The organism is Maribacter aestuarii, assembly GCF_027474845.2.
Classification (GTDB): Bacteria; Bacteroidota; Bacteroidia; order Flavobacteriales; family Flavobacteriaceae; genus Maribacter; species Maribacter aestuarii.
In genome coordinates this window covers 3,211,293-3,230,888 of the sequence record NZ_CP107031.2, presented here as the reverse complement: position 1 = coordinate 3,230,888, position 19,596 = coordinate 3,211,293, and the positions used below count along the sequence as shown (strand labels likewise).

The 19,596-nt window shown below is 40.3% G+C and carries 16 protein-coding genes and 1 pseudogene; 14 read left to right on the top strand and 3 right to left on the bottom strand.

Annotation, left to right across the window (positions count from 1 at the left end; all coding sequences use genetic code 11):
* The first annotated feature begins 73 nt into the window (after positions 1-73).
* Positions 74-1,192 carry a PQQ-dependent sugar dehydrogenase gene (locus N8A89_RS14815; protein ID WP_281542931.1) on the top strand — a complete coding sequence of 373 codons (1,119 nt, stop codon included), beginning with the start codon at positions 74-76 and terminating at the stop codon, positions 1,190-1,192.
* Positions 1,193-1,197: 5 nt separating this feature from the next.
* Positions 1,198-1,599 carry a c-type cytochrome gene (locus N8A89_RS14810; protein WP_281542930.1) on the top strand — a complete coding sequence of 134 codons (402 nt, stop codon included), beginning with the start codon at positions 1,198-1,200 and terminating at the stop codon, positions 1,597-1,599.
* Here N8A89_RS14810 and murQ read toward each other — a convergent pair.
* The gene (gene murQ / locus N8A89_RS14805; protein WP_281542929.1) at positions 1,589-2,413 is read right to left on the bottom strand and encodes an N-acetylmuramic acid 6-phosphate etherase; all 825 of its coding nucleotides are present in this window, start codon (positions 2,411-2,413) and stop codon (positions 1,589-1,591) included. The two genes, N8A89_RS14810 and murQ, sit on opposite strands and share 11 nt — an antisense overlap.
* Positions 2,414-2,416: 3 nt before the next feature.
* Positions 2,417-3,166 carry a DeoR/GlpR family DNA-binding transcription regulator gene (locus tag N8A89_RS14800; RefSeq protein ID WP_281542928.1) on the bottom strand — a complete coding sequence of 250 codons (750 nt, stop codon included), beginning with the start codon at positions 3,164-3,166 and terminating at the stop codon, positions 2,417-2,419.
* 210 nt (positions 3,167-3,376) lie between these two features.
* On the opposite strand from N8A89_RS14800, the gene nagB reads away from it, so the two are divergent.
* From nagB to acs, 8 genes and pseudogenes are all read left to right on the top strand, one after another.
* Entirely contained in the window at positions 3,377-5,305 is a 1,929-nt protein-coding gene (nagB, locus tag N8A89_RS14795) for a glucosamine-6-phosphate deaminase (RefSeq protein ID WP_281542927.1), read from the top strand.
* 57 nt (positions 5,306-5,362) lie between these two features.
* Positions 5,363-6,883 carry a glycoside hydrolase family 10-like protein gene (locus tag N8A89_RS14790; protein ID WP_289644525.1) on the top strand — a complete coding sequence of 507 codons (1,521 nt, stop codon included), beginning with the start codon at positions 5,363-5,365 and terminating at the stop codon, positions 6,881-6,883.
* Complete coding sequence (locus tag N8A89_RS14785) at positions 6,880-8,160, top strand: MFS transporter (RefSeq protein ID WP_281542924.1); 1,281 nt, start codon at positions 6,880-6,882, stop codon at positions 8,158-8,160. The genes N8A89_RS14790 and N8A89_RS14785 overlap by 4 nt, the downstream gene beginning before the upstream one ends.
* Positions 8,144-9,724: a glycoside hydrolase family 3 protein gene (locus N8A89_RS14780; protein ID WP_281542923.1), complete on the top strand. Its 1,581-nt coding sequence runs from the start codon at positions 8,144-8,146 to the stop codon at positions 9,722-9,724. Before N8A89_RS14785 ends, N8A89_RS14780 begins: the two co-directional genes overlap by 17 nt.
* The gene (locus N8A89_RS14775) at positions 9,711-10,787 is read left to right on the top strand and encodes an anhydro-N-acetylmuramic acid kinase (RefSeq protein ID WP_281542922.1); all 1,077 of its coding nucleotides are present in this window, start codon (positions 9,711-9,713) and stop codon (positions 10,785-10,787) included. Before N8A89_RS14780 ends, N8A89_RS14775 begins: the two co-directional genes overlap by 14 nt.
* 74 nt (positions 10,788-10,861) lie before the next feature.
* Positions 10,862-11,122, top strand: coding sequence for a DUF4212 domain-containing protein (locus N8A89_RS14770; RefSeq protein ID WP_281542921.1), 261 nt, complete (start codon positions 10,862-10,864; stop codon positions 11,120-11,122).
* 65 nt (positions 11,123-11,187) lie between these two features.
* Positions 11,188-12,881, top strand: a pseudogene (locus N8A89_RS14765) (sodium:solute symporter family protein).
* 116 nt (positions 12,882-12,997) lie between these two features.
* The gene (gene acs / locus N8A89_RS14760) at positions 12,998-14,905 is read left to right on the top strand and encodes an acetate--CoA ligase (RefSeq protein WP_281542920.1); all 1,908 of its coding nucleotides are present in this window, start codon (positions 12,998-13,000) and stop codon (positions 14,903-14,905) included.
* Here the strand turns inward: acs and N8A89_RS14755 are convergent.
* On the bottom strand, positions 14,902-16,119 hold the full coding sequence (locus N8A89_RS14755) for a multidrug effflux MFS transporter (protein ID WP_281542919.1): 1,218 nt from the start codon (positions 16,117-16,119) through the stop codon (positions 14,902-14,904). The genes acs and N8A89_RS14755 overlap by 4 nt on opposite strands.
* A gap of 108 nt (positions 16,120-16,227) precedes the next feature.
* Here N8A89_RS14755 and udk point away from each other — a divergent pair, with 108 nt between their 5' ends.
* The 4 genes from udk to N8A89_RS14735 are packed head-to-tail and all read left to right on the top strand — an operon-like array spanning position 16,228 to position 19,495.
* Positions 16,228-16,836, top strand: a complete 609-nt coding sequence (gene udk / locus N8A89_RS14750) for a uridine kinase (protein ID WP_281542918.1) — start codon at positions 16,228-16,230, stop codon at positions 16,834-16,836.
* Between the two features lies 1 nt (position 16,837).
* Positions 16,838-17,173: an FtsB family cell division protein gene (locus N8A89_RS14745; protein WP_281542917.1), complete on the top strand. Its 336-nt coding sequence runs from the start codon at positions 16,838-16,840 to the stop codon at positions 17,171-17,173.
* A gap of 40 nt (positions 17,174-17,213) precedes the next feature.
* Positions 17,214-18,347 carry a helix-turn-helix domain-containing protein gene (locus tag N8A89_RS14740; RefSeq protein WP_289644520.1) on the top strand — a complete coding sequence of 378 codons (1,134 nt, stop codon included), beginning with the start codon at positions 17,214-17,216 and terminating at the stop codon, positions 18,345-18,347.
* On the top strand, positions 18,344-19,495 hold the full coding sequence (locus N8A89_RS14735) for a helix-turn-helix domain-containing protein (RefSeq protein ID WP_289644518.1): 1,152 nt from the start codon (positions 18,344-18,346) through the stop codon (positions 19,493-19,495). Before N8A89_RS14740 ends, N8A89_RS14735 begins: the two co-directional genes overlap by 4 nt.
* The last annotated feature ends 101 nt before the right edge of the window (positions 19,496-19,596 follow it).

The following is a 19,596-nucleotide window of genomic DNA, read 5'->3' as shown; positions in this document are numbered from 1 at the left end:
ATTGTTTATACTTATATTTTCTGTTTATCTTTAAAAAATCATTTACCATATAACATATTTCTAACGTTTGATTATGAAAAAAAGTGCATTTTGCTTTTATTTATTCGTTGTAATGCTTAATTTTTCTTGTGGTCAAGAGGCTGAAAACAAAGTCACTACCCCTGAAAATATTCCCTTCAACGCCGAGCTGTTCGTCGATAACCTACAGATACCGTGGGGTTTTGTTTTCCTTCCGGATGGAGCTATGCTCATAACTGAAAAATCCGGTGAAATAATCCATTTTAAAGACAATAATAAGACCAAAATTTCGAATGTTCCTGAAGTTTATAACAGAGGCCAAGGAGGGCTGTTAGATATTGAACTGCACCCAGATTATGAAAAGAACGGATGGATTTATATTTCTTATGCCTCGGAAGAAGGTGAAGGCAAAGGTGGACACACGGCAGTTATGCGTGCCAAACTTGATGGTAACGCGTTGATAAATAACGAACTACTCTATAAAGCAACACCCAATACCACCAAAGGACAGCACTTTGGATCTAGAATAATATTTGATAATGATGGTTACCTTTATTTCTCCATAGGGGAACGTGGTGCTCGCGACGTAAATCCACAAGATATTACAAGGGATGGTGGAAAAATCTATCGAATGTACGATGATGGGCGTATTCCTGATGACAATCCTTTCGTGAATAAGGAGGGGGCTAAAACCGCTATTTACAGTTACGGACACCGTAACCCTCAAGGATTGGCGAAACACCCTACTACGGGAGAACTTTGGGATAACGAACATGGGCCAAGAGGTGGAGACGAAATAAATATTATCCAAAAAGGCGCTAACTATGGCTGGCCACTGGTTACTTATGGAATAAATTATAGCGGTACACCGATAACGGAAAAAACCGAGATGGAAGGTACGGTACAACCCATTTATTATTGGGTACCTTCTATCGCTCCAAGCGGAATGGCATTCGTTACTACGGACAAATATGCGGATTGGAAGGGAAGTGTATTAGTTGGGTCGTTGGCATTTCAATATTTGGAACGGTTACAAATGGATGGCGAAAAGGTAATCCTGAGAGAAAAGTTACTTAATAAAGGAAGAGTGCGTGATGTAAAAGAAGGTCCAGACGGATTAATTTATGTTGCGGTCGAAGGAAAAGGTATTTATAAATTGATACCTAAAAGCTAGTCCGTATGAAGGTTTTCTTTCCCATATACTTTTGTGTCATTTTTATTATCAGCTCCTCCCTGTTTCAGGATACCAGTTTAAAAGAGAGCATGGAACGCGGCAGCGAAATTTATGCCGATTTCTGTGTTACCTGCCATCTGGAAAAGGGTGAAGGTGTAGCACATGTTTTCCCTCCGTTAGCACAATCCGATTATTTAATGCAAAACAGGGAAGCCAGTATCCGCGGTGTAAAATTTGGCCAACAAGGAGAAATCATAGTGAATGGAATTACCTATAATAGTGCGATGGCAGATTTAGGTCTGGAAGACGAAGAAATCGCAGATGTGATGAACTATGTATTGAATTCTTGGGGTAATTCTTCGAATAAAATGGTAACGACAGAGGAAGTTGAACTGATTACTGAATAGTATTATCCGCCTCTGCGTCCAGGGCTTTTTTTACCGAACCGTATTTTTTAAGTAATCGTTCGGCTTCAATATAGTCTACTCCCAGACCCTCAGCTATGTAACGAGTTCCACGGTCAACCAATTTATCATTGGTAAGTTGCATGTTTACCATTTTATTTCCTTTGACCCGGCCAATCTTAATCATGAGCGCCGTAGAAATCATGTTCAATACCAATTTTTGAGAGGTACCACTTTTCATGCGCGTACTCCCGGTAACAAATTCTGGTCCCACATTTACCTCAATAGGAATGTCAGCAACTTTAGCAATGGGCGATCCAGGGTTGTTGGTAATACAAGCCGTTAAAATCCCGTTCTTTTTCGCGTCTTTAAGCCCTCCAATAACGTAGGGCGTTGTTCCTGAAGCAGCAATGCCAACGACGACGTCCGTAGTATTTATGTTGTGCTCCTTTAAATCCAGCCATGCTTGTACGGTATCGTCTTCAGCATTTTCAACAGCCTTCCTGATTGCTGAATCACCACCCGCAATGAGTCCGACTACCCTTTCATGGGGCATGCCAAACGTGGGTGGAATCTCGGAGGCATCCAAAATACCCAAACGACCACTGGTTCCCGCACCTATGTAGAATAACCGACCTCCATTTTGAAACTTTTTACTCAATTCATCTACCAATTTGGAAATCTGTGGAATCATCTTTTCTACCGCATCGGCAATCTTTTTGTCCTCCTTGTTCATATTTACCAATATTGCATTGGTATCCATGTGTTCCAAGCCATCATAATTGGAAGGTGTTTCCGTTATTTTTTTATAATCCATAGGCTATAATATCGTTACATCGTTATTTTTAAAAGGTATTAGAATGCTATCATCGGGGTCGAGCTCCGTAATCATGGTGTTAATACTACTGATGTCACAGGTCTTATAACGGTGCTGGGAATTCAGTTTTTCTGATATGGATAGTAAGACCGTTTTTTTGGACGCCTTAATAACCGCCTTTTTAATCTGGACAATATCCCAATCAAATTCGGTAAGCCCATAAAGGGCATCCACATATCCGGTTCCAATAAAGCTATAATCTACCTTGATTTCGGATAAATTATGGATGGCATTTGCACCTATGGCTATCTGTGCCTCTTTTGCAATTTGTCCACCAATGGAAATCACCTTTACATTCGGTTTGTTTGAAAGTTCCATAGCCACCGGCAGACTTATGGTAAAACAAGTAAGTTGCAGTTTTTCAGGAATTATGCGAGCTAATTCCAAACAAGTTGTTCCACCATCAATGAAAATGACCGCTCCGTCCTTTAGCATTGTCGTTGCCTTTTTGGCAATCGTCACCTTGTCATCTAGAGCATAGATATTGGCGTTTCGTGCACTGTTCGTAGTGAAACCAAGAGAAATAGCACCCCCATGTACCTTTCGTAATTTGTTTTCTGCATCTAATTCCTTAACATCCCTTCTAATCGTATCGATGGAAACATCAAGAGTTTCCGCGATGTCCGTCAGCAGTATCCTATTATGTAGTTCAACTTCGCTAAGTATAGTTTGTTGACGCTCTTCTTTCAGCATAGTAAGGTATTTATTCGCTTAAAAATTCGCTTAAAAAGTCAAAGATAATCAAAATTATCTACCTGCCGTTTTATACAGTTTATGGTAAGTAATATCTACATATTTATTTATTAATGCATAAAACAGCATAAAATATTGCAAAAAACTGCAAATACTAAATTATTTGCATATATTTGCTTGATTTTAATCGAATAAAATTTCGTTAACCCTATGAAAACCGCGACAGCGCCACAGAAAACCGACATTACTCACAAACCCATTGGTCAATTTGAAGAAACCCGTTTTGAGAAAATCCATAATGTAATATTCGCTGATTCCAACGTAGCTTCCGTTCGTGTAGCCGATGAAATTGCAGAGCTTATCAAGAAAAAACAAGCACAGGGCAAAACCTGTGTTCTAGGCCTTGCTACTGGCTCCTCACCTATTCGTGTGTACGAGGAATTGGTGCGTAAGCATAAAGAGGAAGGTTTAAGTTTCCATAATGTGGTTACTTTTAATTTGGACGAATATTTGCCCATGGAGCGCAGCAACATCCAAAGCTACCACTACTTTATGCATGAGCATCTTTTCAACCACGTGGACATACCTGAAGAAAATATTCATATCCCGGATGGCACCGTACCTTTCGAGAAAGCTGTTGCGTACTGTTTATCTTACGAAAAGAAAATTAAGGAATATGGCGGGTTGGACTTTCAGTTATTGGGTATTGGACGAACGGGGCATATAGGTTTTAACGAACCGGGGTCCCACTATAATTCAGGAACTAGGGTCATAACATTGGACCACATTACCAGAGTGGATGCTGCACCAGCTTTTTTAGGAATTGACAACGTGCCTAGAAAGGCAATCACCATGGGGATTGCCACCGTTAGGAAAGCAAAAAGAATCATCTTAATTGGATGGGGGCAGAACAAAGCGGATATCATAAAGAAAACTATTGAAGGTGAAATCTCCTCCCACGTGCCAGCGACCTACCTGCAAAATCATAACAACTGCACTTTTGTTTTGGACACAGGCGCGGGCAGTGAACTGACGCGGAACAAAACGCCCTGGCTGGTAGATGCCTGTGAATGGACAGAAGAACTGAAGGCAAAAGCTATTGTCTGGTTGTGTGAAGAAACCGGAAAAACAGTTCTGAGCCTTACCGATAAAGATTACAACGATAATGGAATGGCAGATTTGCTATCCTTGGAAGACTCTTATGATTTGAACATAAAGATGTTCAACAAGTTACAGCATACGATTACAGGATGGCCTGGCGGAAAACCAAATGCGGATGATACCAATAGACCGGAAAGAGCAACGCCAGCCAAGAAGCGTGTCATCATATTTAGTCCACACCCGGATGATGATGTGATTTCTATGGGAGGTACTTTTGACCGACTTGTGGAACAGGGGCATGAGGTACACGTGGCCTACCAAACCTCAGGAAACATCGCGGTATCCGATACCGACGCGAGAAAATATGCTGAAATAGCCATGTATATAAATTCATCGGATAGAGCACAAAAGCTAATTGACTCAATTGCACAGAAAAATGAAAGCAGGGCAGATTCTCCGGAGGTTAGAAAGTTAAAAGGAAATATCAGACGTGGTGAGTCCTATGCCGCTACCCGTTACGTGGGTCTTAAGGATGAGAACGTACACTTCTTGGACCTTCCTTTTTATGAGACGGGAACTATCAAAAAAAATAACCTTTCCGAAAAAGACATATCGATTGTCATGGATATTATCACCAAAATTAAACCGCATCAAATCTACGCAGCCGGGGATTTGGCAGACCCCCACGGCACACATAAAGTATGTTTAGATGCTGTATTGGAGGCTTTGGATAGACTAGCATCTGAACCGTTTTTAAAAGATTGTTGGTTATGGCTCTACAGGGGAGCTTGGCACGAGTGGGATATTAATGAGATAGAAATGGCGGTACCCATGAGCCCCAGCCAAGTATTAAAGAAAAGAAATGCAATATTTTGCCACCAATCCCAAAAGGACGGGGTGATGTTCCAAGGAGACGATGCCAGAGAATTCTGGATGCGAGCCGAGGAGCGTAACAGGGATACCGCAAACAAATACAAGGCTCTTGGTATGGCCTCTTACGCCGCCATGGAAGCATTTGTACGACATAAATTCAATTAATTTTAAACCTTGACAAAAAGGTCTATTTTAGTGCGAAATAGACCTTTTTTACTTTCTATGTCCAAATACCTATTACCAGTTGTAGTTCTTCTACTCCTTAATTCCTGTGGAATTTTCAAATCAGGAATACCTCAACCTAGACGAGAGTTTAGAGGCGTTTGGATTGCCACCGTGGTTAATATTGATTGGCCAAAAAATGGCAACGATGCTCCCAAAAAACAAAAAACCGACTACTTGCATATTTTAGATTTTTACCAAAATTTAAATTACAATGCGGTTATTGTTCAAGTTAGAACCGCAGGTGATGCATTTTATAAATCGGATTTTGCTCCATTGTCCAGATTCCTCACCGGGGAAGAAGGGAAAACGGCACAGTGGAAAGAAGATACCCTGGATTGGATGATTAAGGAAGCCCACAATAGAGGTATGGAATTTCACGCTTGGTTTAATCCGTATAGGGCTAGTTTCGATTTAAAGACCCAAGTTTTAAGCCCTACCCATGATTATTACATGCATCCGGAATGGATGCTCAAATACGGTACAAAATACTATTACAATCCTGGGATTCCCGAGGTAAGGAATAGATTTTCTGAAGTAATTCAGGAAGTGGTTACCCTTTATGACTTAGATGCCATTCATTTTGACGACTATTTCTACCCTTATAAAATAAAAAACGAGGTATTTAATGATTCCCTAGCTTTCAAGAGGTATGCACAGCAGCATCAAACGCTGGAGGATTGGAGGAGAAGCAATGTAGATTCCTTGGTCAAGAACGTACATCAAACCATAAAATCCGAAAAGCCTTGGGTCCAATTTGGAATTAGCCCGTTCGGCGTTTGGAAAAATAAATCCACTGACCCCAAAGGATCGGACACCCAAGCAGGGCAAACAACTTATGAAGATCTCTATGCCGATCCCCTACTTTGGATGCAGGAGGGGTGGATAGATTATATTGCTCCACAAGTATACTGGAGCATGGAGCTGCCGGTAGCCTCCCATAAAAAAATAGTGGATTGGTGGGCCCAAAACAATACTAGGAGTAACTTGTACATCGGCAACGGAGCATACAAAGTGCGAAACAATAGCGATCAAGCCTGGAACGAGAAAAAAGAACTGCCCAACCAATTGAAACTAGCGAGAAATACTCCCGCAGTAAGTGGCAACATTCTCTTCAGTGCAAAATCATTAATGAACGACAATCCCGATGTCGTAGATTACTTAAAGAAAAAATACTATCGCTTACCGGCCCTTACACCAGTAACTCCCTCATCCAAGACAGTTGAACAAACCATTCCAATAATTAAAGCAAGTTTTCAGAATGATGAAACGGTGCAATTTGATCTACGTGATACTAGTGATTGGTCCCATGCCCTAATTTATAAATCCAGAAAAAAAGCCAAATCGCAATATCCCATGAAAAAACTTATCCAGAAAACATATTTGGATGGCAATACGGATACTTTAATTATATCCAAAAGAATGATTTCCGGTAAACACTTTGCCTTAACTTTTTTAGATAAGTATGGTCAAGAATCTGAACCAAGAATGATACAAATAAAAGAAATAAGCCAAAAATGATACAAAAAAACAAGTGGGCTTGGGCATGGGTCCCCACACTTTATTTTGCCCAAGGTTTACCTTATGCACTGGTGGTTACCGTTTCTGTAATCATGTACAAACGACTTGGGTTCAGTAATGCAGATTTGGGTCTCTATACCAGCTTATTGTATCTCCCTTGGGTGATTAAACCGCTGTGGAGTCCGTTCGTTGATTTAAAAAGCACCAAACGCAATTGGTTTTTAGCAATGCAACTTTTAGCCTCGATCGCCCTTTTGGCCATAGGTCTTTCGCTGCCTACTAATATTTTCTTTGTTACCAGCTTGGCCTGTTTTTGGATGGTAGCTTTTGCCTCGGCGACCAACGACATTGCCACAGATGGTTATTACATGATTGGCTTAACCGAAGACAGACAGTCTTTCTTCGTTGGAATGCGAAGCGTTTTTTACAAATTGGCGAATGTCACGGGACAAGGTTTACTGGTGGTACTGGCGGGTTTTTTAGAAAACAAATACAGTGATAATACAAAAGCATGGTCGTATACCATGATTTGTGCAGGCTCAATAATGTTGCTTATGACGCTCTCCAACTTTATAATTACCCCAAAATTTGAAAGCTCATCTGAGATTGTCCTTCAAAAGCCAAAGGGTTTCTGGGAAGTTTTCGTTTCCTTTTTCAAAAAGCCCGGTATGGGAATGGCAATAACCTTTATACTATTCTTTAGGTTGGGTGAATCACAATTAGTAAAAATGGCCTCTCCCTTCCTGTTAGACCCGACCTCGGTAGGAGGCCTTGGATATAGCACCTCTGAAGTAGGTACGATTTACGGGACTATAGGAGTTATCTTTTTAACCATAGGAGGAATACTTGGTGGGATTTTAATATCAAAACATGGATTAAAAAAATGGATGTTGCCTATGCTAATTTCCCTCAATGCACCCAATGCTCTTTATGCCTTATTGGCAATTACGGGAACCACAGAAGCTTGGGCGGTTACCGGAACTGTAATTGTGGAGCAATTTGGCTATGGTTTTGGAATAGCGGGTTTTATGGTCTACTTAATCTATATTGCTGAAGGAAAATCCAAAACCTCCCATTATGCGCTCGCAACCGGTTTTATGGCACTGGGGATGATGTTACCAGGGCTAATCAGTGGTTTTATGCAAGAATGGTTGGGCTATGATGGCTTTTTCATATGGGTCGTACTAGCTGCACTACCAGCATTTATTTTACTTCGATATATTTCTTATCCCCCAGATTTCGGAAAAGCAAAAGAGAAAGATGAGCAAAGTGTTTGATTACAATATAGCGAAGGACAGACTTTCGTTAAAGGAAAAACTTGGGCAACTATTTATGCCTGCGGCCTTCATTAATGATTCGGAAGAAGAAATTCTCCGGCTGGAACGATTGATACAGGAACAGCAAATTGGAGGGCTTTGCTTCTTTCATTCCCGCGCCAGTGCCGCAACCAACTACGAAGGAAATCAGCAGGTGGTTTATAATGAAAGTAGTTTTGATACCCTTACGTCTTTAATAGAGCGTTACCAAGCAGTGGCCAAATATCCCTTGATAATAGCTATTGATGCGGAATGGGGACTGGCTATGCGCATAGAAAATACACCACAATATCCTTACGCCATTACCCTAGGTGCCATAGATGATGCTGAATTAATTTTTCAGGTAGGCAAACAAATTGCCCTGGATTGCAAAGCAGCAGGGATTCATTGGAACTTATCGCCTGTAGTGGATATAAATATAAATCCGAACAATCCAGTAATAGGATATCGTTCTTTTGGTGAAAATAGGGAGTTGGTAACTAAAAATGCTATAGCCTATGTAAGTGGAACAGAGAGCGAAGGTATTCTCACTAGTATCAAACACTTTCCTGGACACGGAGATACCGCCACGGATTCTCACCTAGGTTTGCCCCTCATCGATAAATCGAAAGAAGAACTGTTGCAAAACGAATTATATCCATTTCAAAAATTAATCGATAAAGGCGTGGATGCTATTATGGTGGGCCACTTATCCGTGCCGGCCTTGGCAGATGGCAAAAGAATTCCTTCTAGTATTTCCGAAGAAATCATTAAAGGAACATTACGAAAAGAAATGGGTTTTAAAGGCGTCATTATCTCCGATGCGCTCAACATGCATGCCGTTTCAAAAAACTATCCGTTGCCGGGAGAATTGGAATGGCTGGCCTTTAATGCCGGAAACGATGTTCTTTGTTTCTCAGAGCACGTTCAAGAAGGAATTGAAACCATACTCAGAAACGCATCTCAAGAACAAATTGAAGAGAGCTTTGAACGTGTATGGAAGTTAAAAGTAAAAGCTTTTAATGAGCACGATACGAGTGCAGAACTTGACTTTAATAAAGCGGGCGCTTTAAACCGTAAAATCGCAGAAAAGGGAATTACACTATTGAAGGGACACGATTCGGATATTGCTAATTTCCGAGATACGGACTATTGTACGCTGTTCTTGAAAAGGTTTGATGAACATCAAGAACAGGTTAAAATTCTTAAGGCTGTAAAAAGAATGAAATCCGAAATTAGGGATGAAAAACAAATCTTGTTGTTGTTGACCCCTCCTCAAATGAAACCAACCAATAGTTTCGGATTTTTAAAGGAAGAAATCAATTTTATAAATGACATGATCAATACAAAGCAAGTGGTGCTCTATCATTATGGTAATCCGTATGCCTTACAACTTTTCAATTATGAAGATACTCTAGCCACAGTGGTGGTTTACCAAGATATGAAGGAATTTCAAGATGTGGCCACTGCCCATTTTTTAGGACAATTTAAAGCTAAGGGTAAGATGCCGGTAACCATTAAAAGTTTATACCATGAAAAGCTATAAAGTCTTAGGCCTAATGTCCGGGACTTCCTTAGATGGGCTGGACCTCGCCTATTGTCATATTTGGGAAAATGAAGGGAAATGGCAGTTTGAGATTAAAGAAACAACTAGCATTACGTATACCGAGGTTATGCAAACGGAGCTCAAAGATTCTATCCATTTATCGGCTGAGAGTTTGCTGCAATTACATAATACATACGGGATTTGGCTTGGGGAACGAGCTTTGGATTTCATAAAAAATAAAAATCTAGATGTAGAATTTATTGCCAGTCATGGGCACACTTCCCATCATCGACCAGAAATGGGATTGACCTTTCAACTAGGGTCAGGGCAACATTTGGCCAATTCCTCTGGTCAAAAGGTGATTTGCGATTTCAGAAGTAATGATTTGGCTTTGGACGGACAAGGTGCTCCATTGGTGCCTATTGGCGATAGATTATTCTTTAGCGAATATGATTTTTGTCTTAACCTTGGAGGAATCAGTAATATATCGTTCGAAGTAAAAGATAAAAGAATCGCCTATGATATCGGCCTAGCCAATATGATTCTGAATTATATTATAAGAAAAATAGGTCTGGATTACGATAAAGATGGGGAACTTGCCCGGACAGGAGAAATCAATTCAGATATGTTAAAGCGATTGAACGACTTAAAATATTACCTCCTACCCCATCCTAAATCTATTGGGTATGAATGGTTTATTGAGGAAGTGGTCCCTATTGTGGAAGATACAGAGGATACACTGCAAAATCTATTGCACACCTCTGTGCATCACATTTGCGATAAAATAGCGCAGCAAATAAAACTAAATTCCGACGAAACCAAAAAACGGCTTTTAATTACAGGAGGGGGAGCAATGAATTCGTTTCTTATTGAAACATTGAAACAAAAACTGGGAACCCAGATGGAAGTAGTAGTCCCAGAGCCAATTTTAATCGAATTTAAGGAAGCGTTAGTGTTTGCCCTTATGGGAGTGTTACGGGTTGAAAGGCAAATAAACGTGCTGCGTTCGGTTACGGGGGCAAAAAGGGATTCATCTAGTGGAGTGGTTTATTTACCCAATTAGGCTCAAATCTAAATATCTGTGAGTCCTTTGGTGTCAATAACCGATTCGCTATCTTGAAAAATTAAACTTAAAAAATGTCTGAAAAACAAAAGAAGGCCACCGCCTACTGGAGGGAAAATGTAAAATACTTGATTATTCTTTTAGCCATATGGTTTCTAGTATCTTATGGAGCTGGAATCCTGTTCAAGGATAGCTTGGACAATTTTAAGGTTGGAGGTTTTAAACTAGGTTTTTGGTTTGCACAACAGGGTTCCATATATGTCTTTGTTGTCTTGATATTCGTTTATGTGCGATTGATGAACAAGCTGGATAAAAAGTATGGTTTTAATGAATAGCGATTAGAATTTTAAAAACCGTCAACCAATTAATTTTCCGACCGAATACAATTAATCAAAAACTTATGACCGTACAAACCTGGACTTATATTCTCGTAGGACTCACATTCGCACTTTACATAGGTATCGCAATTTGGTCCAGGGCAGGTTCTACTAAAGAATTTTATGTTGCGGGCGGTGGTGTTTCTCCGCTGGCGAATGGAATGGCCACAGCGGCCGATTGGATGTCTGCAGCCTCTTTTATTTCTATGGCCGGTATTATTGCCTTTGCCGGTTACGATGGTTCGGTCTATCTGATGGGATGGACAGGAGGGTATGTCCTCCTTGCTCTTTTGCTGGCACCTTATCTTCGGAAATTTGGGAAGTTTACCGTACCCGATTTCATTGGGGACCGGTATTATTCCAAAACAGCACGGATTGTAGCGGTCCTCTGTGCCCTCATTGTTTCCTTTACCTATGTGGCCGGACAAATGAGGGGGTTGGGGTTGTTTTCTCCCGTTTTCTAGAAGTCGATATAAATACAGGAGTGATAATAGGAATGGTCATCGTTCTCTTCTATGCGGTGTTGGGAGGTATGAAGGGAATTACCTATACCCAAGTGGCACAGTATTGTGTACTCATCTTCGCTTTTATGGTTCCTGCAATATTTATTTCAATACAAATGACAGGGAATCCCATTCCACAACTTGGAATGGGCTCCACCCTCAATGATGGTTCAGGAAATTATCTTTTGGACAAGTTGGATGGACTTTCAACCGAATTAGGTTTCAACGAATACACGAATGGCTCAAAATCTCTGGTAGATGTTTTCGCCATTACTCTTGCATTAATGGTAGGTACCGCGGGACTTCCTCATGTCATCGTTCGATTTTTTACCGTAAAAAGAGTAAAGGACGCGCGAAAATCCGCCGGTATTGCGCTTTTACTCATTGCCATTCTGTACACCACTGCACCGGCGGTAGCCGTTTTTGCACGAACCAATATGATCAATACTGTAAGTAACAAAGCATACGCCTCCATGCCGGATTGGTTCAAGAATTGGGAAAAAACGGGTTTGTTATCATTTGATGATAAGAATAATGATGGTAAGATTCAATATGTAGCAGACGCTGCCCAAAATGAGCTTATCGTAGACCGGGATATTATGGTATTGGCTAATCCAGAAATCGCCAATTTACCCGCATGGGTAATTGCGCTGGTGGCTGCTGGTGGTCTCGCAGCGGCCTTATCCACCGCGGCCGGATTATTATTAGTGATTTCATCATCGGTTTCCCACGATTTAATTAAAAAAGTTTTCAGACCTAGTATTTCTGAAAAAGGTGAGCTTTGGGCCGCCAGAGGTGCAGCAACCGTTGCTGTGGTAATCGCCGGGTATTTTGGGATTAATCCACCCGGTTTTGTTGCGGCCGTAGTGGCATTAGCCTTTGGGCTAGCGGCAGCCTCATTTTTCCCAGCTATTGTTCTGGGTATTTTTTACAAAAAAATGAACAAAGAAGGCGCTATTGCAGGTATGGTGGTGGGTATCTTATTAATGCTTTTTTATATGACCAAGTTTAAATTTGACTGGTTCGGAGGTGGAACCCAAGATGATTGGTGGTTTGGCATATCTCCGGAAGGATTTGGCAGCATAGCCATGCTGGCAAATTTTGTGGTATCGGTCATCATCATGCAGTTTACACCGGATCCTCCAGAACATGTACAGGAAATTGTAGAAAATATTCGAATCCCAAGTGGCGCCGGAGAGGCTTCGGGACATTGATTTTTTCGTTATTTTTAGTAATGAATTACCCTTTTTTTGTTCCTATCAAGAGATTTAAGGGTAAAATTTAGAAATGTCATTTTAGTGACGACCATAATTTAAGAAACCGCGTTCACATGAGCAATTACCATATCAAGCACTTAGAGGAATATTATCAGGTATATCGCAAATCGGTTAGAAATCCAGAAGCATTTTGGGAGGAAATAGCCGAGGAACATTTTGTATGGCGAAAACGATGGAATAATGTGTTAAGTTGGGATTTTACTAAACCTGAAATTAAATGGTTCGAAGGTGCTAAATTGAATATTACCGAAAATTGTTTGGATCGGCACTTACCCGTAAGAGGAAATAAGACCGCCATACTTTTTGAACCAAATGACCCCAAAGAAGAAGCGGAACACATCACCTACAGACAATTGCATGAGCGTGTGTGTAGAATGGCGAACGTACTTTTGGAAAAAGGAGTCAAAAAGGGGGATCGTATCTGTATCTACCTTCCCATGATTCCGGAACTCGCCATTTCCGTATTGGCCTGTGCTCGTATCGGAGCAATACATTCTGTGGTTTTTGCGGGTTTTTCTGCCAATGCGTTATCTACCCGCATCAACGATTCAGATTGCAAAATGGTCATTACTTCGGACGGCTCATTTCGTGGTGCTAAGACCATCGACCTTAAAGGAATCGTGGACAAAGCGCTGGAGGACTGCCCAGGTGTAAGCACCGTTCTGGTAGCAAAGAGAATAAAATCTAAAATTAACATGGTTAAGGATCGTGATGAGTGGCTACAACCCTTATTAGATGAAGCCTATGCGGACAATGTTGCTGAAATAATGGATGCTGAGGACCCCCTATTTATCCTTTACACCTCCGGTTCTACGGGCAAGCCTAAAGGAATGGTACATACTACCGCAGGCTACATGGTCTACACCGCATATACTTTTAAAAATGTATTTCAATATAAAGAGGATGATGTGTATTGGTGTACAGCCGATATCGGTTGGATAACCGGACATTCCTACATCGTCTATGGTCCGTTAGCTAATGGAGCTACTACGGTTATGTTTGAAGGAGTTCCTTCTTATCCGGATTTTGGTCGGTTTTGGGAGGTTGTCCAGAAGCATAAGGTGAACCAATTCTATACAGCACCAACTGCTATTAGAGCTTTAGCCAAAGAAAAATTGGATTTTGTGGAGAAGTACAACCTATCCAGTCTAAAAGTTCTAGGCTCAGTAGGTGAACCCATTAATGAGGAGGCTTGGCATTGGTACAATAATAATGTGGGCAAGAAGAACAGTCCTATTGTAGATACGTGGTGGCAAACGGAAACCGGGGGTATCATGATTTCACCAATCCCGTACGTTACGCCAACGACCCCGACCTACGCTACATTACCATTTATCGGAGTACAACCGGCACTTATGGACGAAGAGGCTAAGGAAATTAAAGGCAACCAAGTAGATGGTAGACTTTGTATTAAATTCCCATGGCCTTCGATTGCACGTACCATTTGGGGAAATCACGAGCGCTATCGGGAGACCTATTTCTCGGCGTATAAAAATATGTATTTTACCGGGGACGGTGCTTTACGAGATGCCGTTGGTTATTATCGAATTACGGGTCGGGTAGACGACGTAATCATAGTTTCCGGTCATAATTTAGGGACCGCGCCAATTGAAGATTCCATAAACGAACATCCAGCGGTGGCAGAATCGGCCATTGTAGGTTTTCCTCATGATGTAAAAGGAAATGCACTTTATGGATACGTAATCTTGAAGGAGGTTGGGGAGTCGCGCGATCGAGATAATGTAAGAAAAGAAATCAATCAACAGATTACAGAGCAAATAGGACCAATTGCCAAATTGGATAAAATTCAGTTCGTCTCTGGCTTACCCAAAACCCGTAGCGGTAAGATTATGCGACGTATTCTTAGAAAGATTGCCAGTAAGGACACTTCTAATCTTGGCGACACCAGCACGTTGTTAAACCCAGAAGTTGTTAAAGAAATAATGGACAATGCCCTTTAAGAAATTTGTTTTCTGTAAACCAGTGGCTTTTTGCTAAAAGCAAGAAAAATGACCAACGCAACGAGTCCACAACCGCCTAAACCTACAAAAAGTGGCCAGATGGTATCGTCTACGAAACTACCAATGTAATTAGCAATAGGTACTGCTAGGACAGTTGATACAAATCCGTTTATGGCCGCACCAATACCCGCAATGTGACCGATGGGCTCCATGGCGATGGACCGAAAGTTACCCCATAAAAAACCTAGGCAAAAAAACTGCACTGATAAAAATCCAACCAAAACCGGTACTCCGGGATTGGGTTTTCCCCAGAATAACCCTACATATACCAGAGCGATCAGGCAAAATGTTATCAACGCCATTAATGAAAGTCTCCGCATACCAAAACGCATCACCAAAGTGCCGTTTAAGAAGGTGGATAATCCAATGGAAATGGCGAGACCGGCAAAAATATAGGGAAACAGCTCAGGTAAACCATATTGGTTTTCAAATATATGTTGCGACGCGCTCAAATAGACCAAAAATGCCCCGGTAATTAGTCCTGAAATAAAAGTGAAAGCGACAGTTTCCCGATGTTTTAAAAACTCTATGGTCCCACTAATGAAAACACTTGGTGAAAATGGAATTTTATATTGTGCCTTAAGAGTTTCCTCTTGTCGTTTCCAAAACCATATACCCACCACCAAAGCAAAAAATAATTGCATGTAAAATATCCCTTGCCATTCAAAAGCATCCATTATCCATTTGCCTATCGCCGGAGCCACGACCGGAATCAAAATAAAAAATGCCGTAACAAAAGACATGACCCTAGCCATATAATCGCCTTTATACGTATCCCTTATAATAGAAATCGCCATTGTTCTCGGTGCGGATAGGCCTATTCCCTGAAGAATACGACCGGCCACCATAATTTCCAGAGAAGGCGCAAAAACACAGATGATACTGGCTATACCGAACAGTGCAAAACCTGAATATACGATGGGCTTTCTACCAAAGCTGTCCGATAAGGGTCCGAAAAACAACTGCCCCACACCAAGACCTAGGAATATCATGGTAATCAAAAGCTGATTATCGGTAGGGTCTAAACTATTTATTGATATCCCAATTTGGGAGATGGCCGGTAAAATAGCATCAATAGCCAAGGCAACTATAGACATTAATGAGGCCATTAATGCTATAAATTCGAAATTCGGTTTTACCGGTTTTACTTGCATGGCGCAAAAGTAATAGTTAACATCGCAAGGCTTGTTATAAAAAGTTCATTTTTGAGTTTAATAGAAATTTGAGGCACAAATCTGTATTTTTGTTCAAAACTGGGTTGTATGCTTATAATTGGTATAGCGGGAGGAACAGGTTGCGGAAAGACTACAGTGGTGAACCAAATCATCAATGAACTTCCCGATGGGGAGGTCGGCGTGATTTCACAGGATTCGTACTACAACGACCTTTCCCACCTCTCTTTAGAAGAAAGACGGAAGACAAATTTTGACCATCCGCAATCAATTGACTTCATTTTATTGGAAGAGCATTTAAGCCTTTTAAAAGCCGGGCACTCCATCAAACAACCGGTTTATTCCTTTTTAGAATGCAATCGTACCGATAAAACGGTCCTTGTGCATCCCACTAAAGTATTGATCGTCGAGGGAATCTTAATTTTGACCAACGCGCGAATCCGTAAAATGATGGATATCAAAATTTTTGTACATGCCGATTCTGATGAGCGGCTTATTCGAAGGCTAAAACGAGACGTAAACGAACGTGGCTGGAATCTGGACGAGACTCTGGAAAAATACCAAACGAATATCAAACCTATGCATCTGCAATTTATAGAACCCAGCAAAGAATATGCGGATATTATCATTCCCAACAATAAGTATAATACAGTTGCAGTTGATATGGTACGCACCATCATCAGTGAAAAACTAGTTTAAAATGGGTTTAAAGGATTTGAAAAAGAAAAAGTGGTTCAAGATATTTACAAACATGTATGTCTTGGTACTAACCGTATTTCTTATCTGGATGGTTTTCTTTGATACCAATTCCCTACTGATTCATTTAGAACTGAAAAAGGAAATCAAAAAATTGGAGAAAACCCAAGACTTTTTGAAAAAAGAAATCGCCAAGGACAAAAAGACCATTGAAAAACTTTCAGATCAAGAAGAGCTGGAAAAGTTTGCTCGTGAACAATACTATCTTAAAAAGAGAAATGAAGAGATTTATTTGATTGAGTACGAGGATAGTCTCAAAGTAAAAGAAAACATTGATTGATTCACTTTATCCAACATGCCCGAAAACCGTTCAATAGCGAATGACTGACCTCAATCTAATCAATGTCCTAAGTATCCTATCCTTGTTCCTAGGCCTGCTTTTTACTGTATTTCTTTTTTCCGCGAAGGGAAAAAATCGCTTTTCCAATCGCATTTTTGGAGTCTTTCTGTTATTGAGTGCTATTGATAACGTATTCGTTTCAAGATTGCTGAATGACAATTATTTGGCACTTAGCACCGCGATATCGACTACCGTATTTCTACAGCTGCCTATTTTTTTCCTTTATGTAAACTCTGTCTGCTACACGGATTTTAAATTAAAAAAAATTTATCTATTACACGCCATACCTTATATAATCGTAAATCTTTTGATGCTTTCGAGTAACTATGGCATAGATTCCGATTCACCATTGATTCTATTAAGTGGGCTATCGGTGCAGCTTAAAAACAAGATTATTCACATCATTATCCATGTTCAGGTATTTTCGTATCTGCTCGCTTCTTACATGGTCGTCCGTAGATCGAAAAAACTATATTTGGAAAACTATGCCAATGCGGCAATACCTTTTTACCATTGGCTATTGCAGTTGATGTCGGTACTTTTCATTTTACATGTAACCGCGCTATTTAAGAATATTTACAAATTTTCAAGCGACGATGTAATCTACCGTGGAACGCTTATCTCACTTATATCGCTAGAACTACTGATTTTTTGCTGGTACGTCTTAAAGGCGTTAAACCATCCTGAGCTTTTTAAAAGTGTAGATTCAAAATTAAAATTGACAAGCGACCTGATCAAAGCAGCTGACCGTTCAACAGTATTGTCGGCCCATGAGGACGAAGAAGTTAGAAAAGTAAGGAGTTACATGTCGGCCGAAAAGCCTTTTTTAGAACCTTCTCTGACCATAAATGAACTGGCCGATTACGTACAATTACCAACAAAAGATCTCTCTATAATTATTAACCATAAAATGGGACAGCATTTCTTTGATTTCGTAAATGAATTTCGAATTTCGGAGGCAAAAAAACTATTAAAAAATCCGGATAAAAAAGAATATACCGTACTCGAGATTTTGTACGAGGTCGGCTTTAATTCGAAATCTTCGTTTAATACAGCGTTTAAAAAAAATACTGGGTTGACACCAACTGCCTATCGCAAACTGGACCACTTATGAGCAATCCCGATATTCTTGGTATTCTAGGTTTTATCATTTTTCTGTTATTTATATTGCTTGCCCTATTCCTATTGACGGTCAAGACCAAGAATAAAATGAGCAATAAACTACTCGCCTCGTTTTTAATAGTGACGGCCATTGATATCAGTGCGTTTTTCTACTATAGGTATATCGAATTGCCACCTGTTCTTGAAATGTTACGCATACAGTTATCGAATTTTAAAGACCCAATATTATTTCTATATTTTCTTTCAATTATTTACGCTGATTTTAAATTACAAAGAAAGCATCTGGTGCATTTGGCACCTTGGGCCATTTCAATTATCGTTCTGATCCCTAACTTTTTTATGGTCGACCGTACGTCTCAAAGTCTTTTTTTAGACGCCTATTGGCAAACCTCGGAGCAAAAATGGCTAAGTATATTCGGCACTACTTTAGAAGTTGTCTATATAGTTGCAGAGCTATATTATCTTTTTCGGTATCGAAAGCTATTATTGGAAAACTTTACCGGCAAAGCGTACTTCTATAATTATCGCTGGATAAAACAACTCATGATTTTTATTTTGATAGCGCAGCTATTAACATTTATTAAAGGGATCGTAGTAAAATCGGACGCGTCCGAAAAAAACGCTGATTTAGCATTTATTATTCTTTTGTGCTATGGTCTTTTTTTTAGTTTTTGGTTGGTCTGGAAAGCATTGCACTCCCCCAAACTTTTTAGGGGGATTACGGTCGACCTAAAACTTTCCAAAGAATTAATAAATGAAAGAAAATCAAAAGAAGATTTATCAAAGGAGACTAAGCAACAAATCGAGGTATTGAAAGATTTCATGGTTAAAAAAGAGCCCTATCTCGATCCTTCACTGACGGTACAAAAGTTGTCTGAGCAAAGCGGTATTCCATCCAAACAACTGTCCGTTTTGATTAACCAGCACCTGGGGCAGCACTTTTTCGATTTTGTAAACGGGTATCGTATCGATTGTGCTACGAAAATACTCTCTGACCCCACTAAAAAGGACCTTACTATATTAGAGATTCTTTACGAAATCGGGTTTAATTCTAAATCTTCGTTCAATACCGCTTTTAAAAAACATACGGGCACTACACCTACCGCCTATCGCAAAAACAACTTAGTATCAGACCTTTAGGAAAAAGTCGAACGCTTGAAGAATAAAGTCGAACGGATTTCTTTGGTAGAAATCCGTTCGACTTTTTGAACTCGGTCGCACAGGCCGGTACTGCATAGGAT

Excerpts from the sequence above, each read along its gene's own strand:
- N8A89_RS14815 (WP_281542931.1), top strand. The coding sequence starts at position 74 with ATGAAAAAAAGTGCATTTTGCTTTTATTTATTCGTTGTAATGCTTAAT.
- N8A89_RS14810 (WP_281542930.1), top strand. The coding sequence starts at position 1,198 with ATGAAGGTTTTCTTTCCCATATACTTTTGTGTCATTTTTATTATCAGC.
- murQ (WP_281542929.1), bottom strand. The coding sequence starts at position 2,413 with ATGGATTATAAAAAAATAACGGAAACACCTTCCAATTATGATGGCTTG.
- N8A89_RS14800 (WP_281542928.1), bottom strand. The coding sequence starts at position 3,166 with ATGCTGAAAGAAGAGCGTCAACAAACTATACTTAGCGAAGTTGAACTA.
- nagB (WP_281542927.1), top strand. The coding sequence starts at position 3,377 with ATGAAAACCGCGACAGCGCCACAGAAAACCGACATTACTCACAAACCC.
- N8A89_RS14790 (WP_289644525.1), top strand. The coding sequence starts at position 5,363 with ATGTCCAAATACCTATTACCAGTTGTAGTTCTTCTACTCCTTAATTCC.
- N8A89_RS14785 (WP_281542924.1), top strand. The coding sequence starts at position 6,880 with ATGATACAAAAAAACAAGTGGGCTTGGGCATGGGTCCCCACACTTTAT.
- N8A89_RS14780 (WP_281542923.1), top strand. The coding sequence starts at position 8,144 with ATGAGCAAAGTGTTTGATTACAATATAGCGAAGGACAGACTTTCGTTA.
- N8A89_RS14775 (WP_281542922.1), top strand. The coding sequence starts at position 9,711 with ATGAAAAGCTATAAAGTCTTAGGCCTAATGTCCGGGACTTCCTTAGAT.
- N8A89_RS14770 (WP_281542921.1), top strand. The coding sequence starts at position 10,862 with ATGTCTGAAAAACAAAAGAAGGCCACCGCCTACTGGAGGGAAAATGTA.
- acs (WP_281542920.1), top strand. The coding sequence starts at position 12,998 with ATGAGCAATTACCATATCAAGCACTTAGAGGAATATTATCAGGTATAT.
- N8A89_RS14755 (WP_281542919.1), bottom strand. The coding sequence starts at position 16,119 with ATGCAAGTAAAACCGGTAAAACCGAATTTCGAATTTATAGCATTAATG.
- udk (WP_281542918.1), top strand. The coding sequence starts at position 16,228 with ATGCTTATAATTGGTATAGCGGGAGGAACAGGTTGCGGAAAGACTACA.
- N8A89_RS14745 (WP_281542917.1), top strand. The coding sequence starts at position 16,838 with ATGGGTTTAAAGGATTTGAAAAAGAAAAAGTGGTTCAAGATATTTACA.
- N8A89_RS14740 (WP_289644520.1), top strand. The coding sequence starts at position 17,214 with ATGACTGACCTCAATCTAATCAATGTCCTAAGTATCCTATCCTTGTTC.
- N8A89_RS14735 (WP_289644518.1), top strand. The coding sequence starts at position 18,344 with ATGAGCAATCCCGATATTCTTGGTATTCTAGGTTTTATCATTTTTCTG.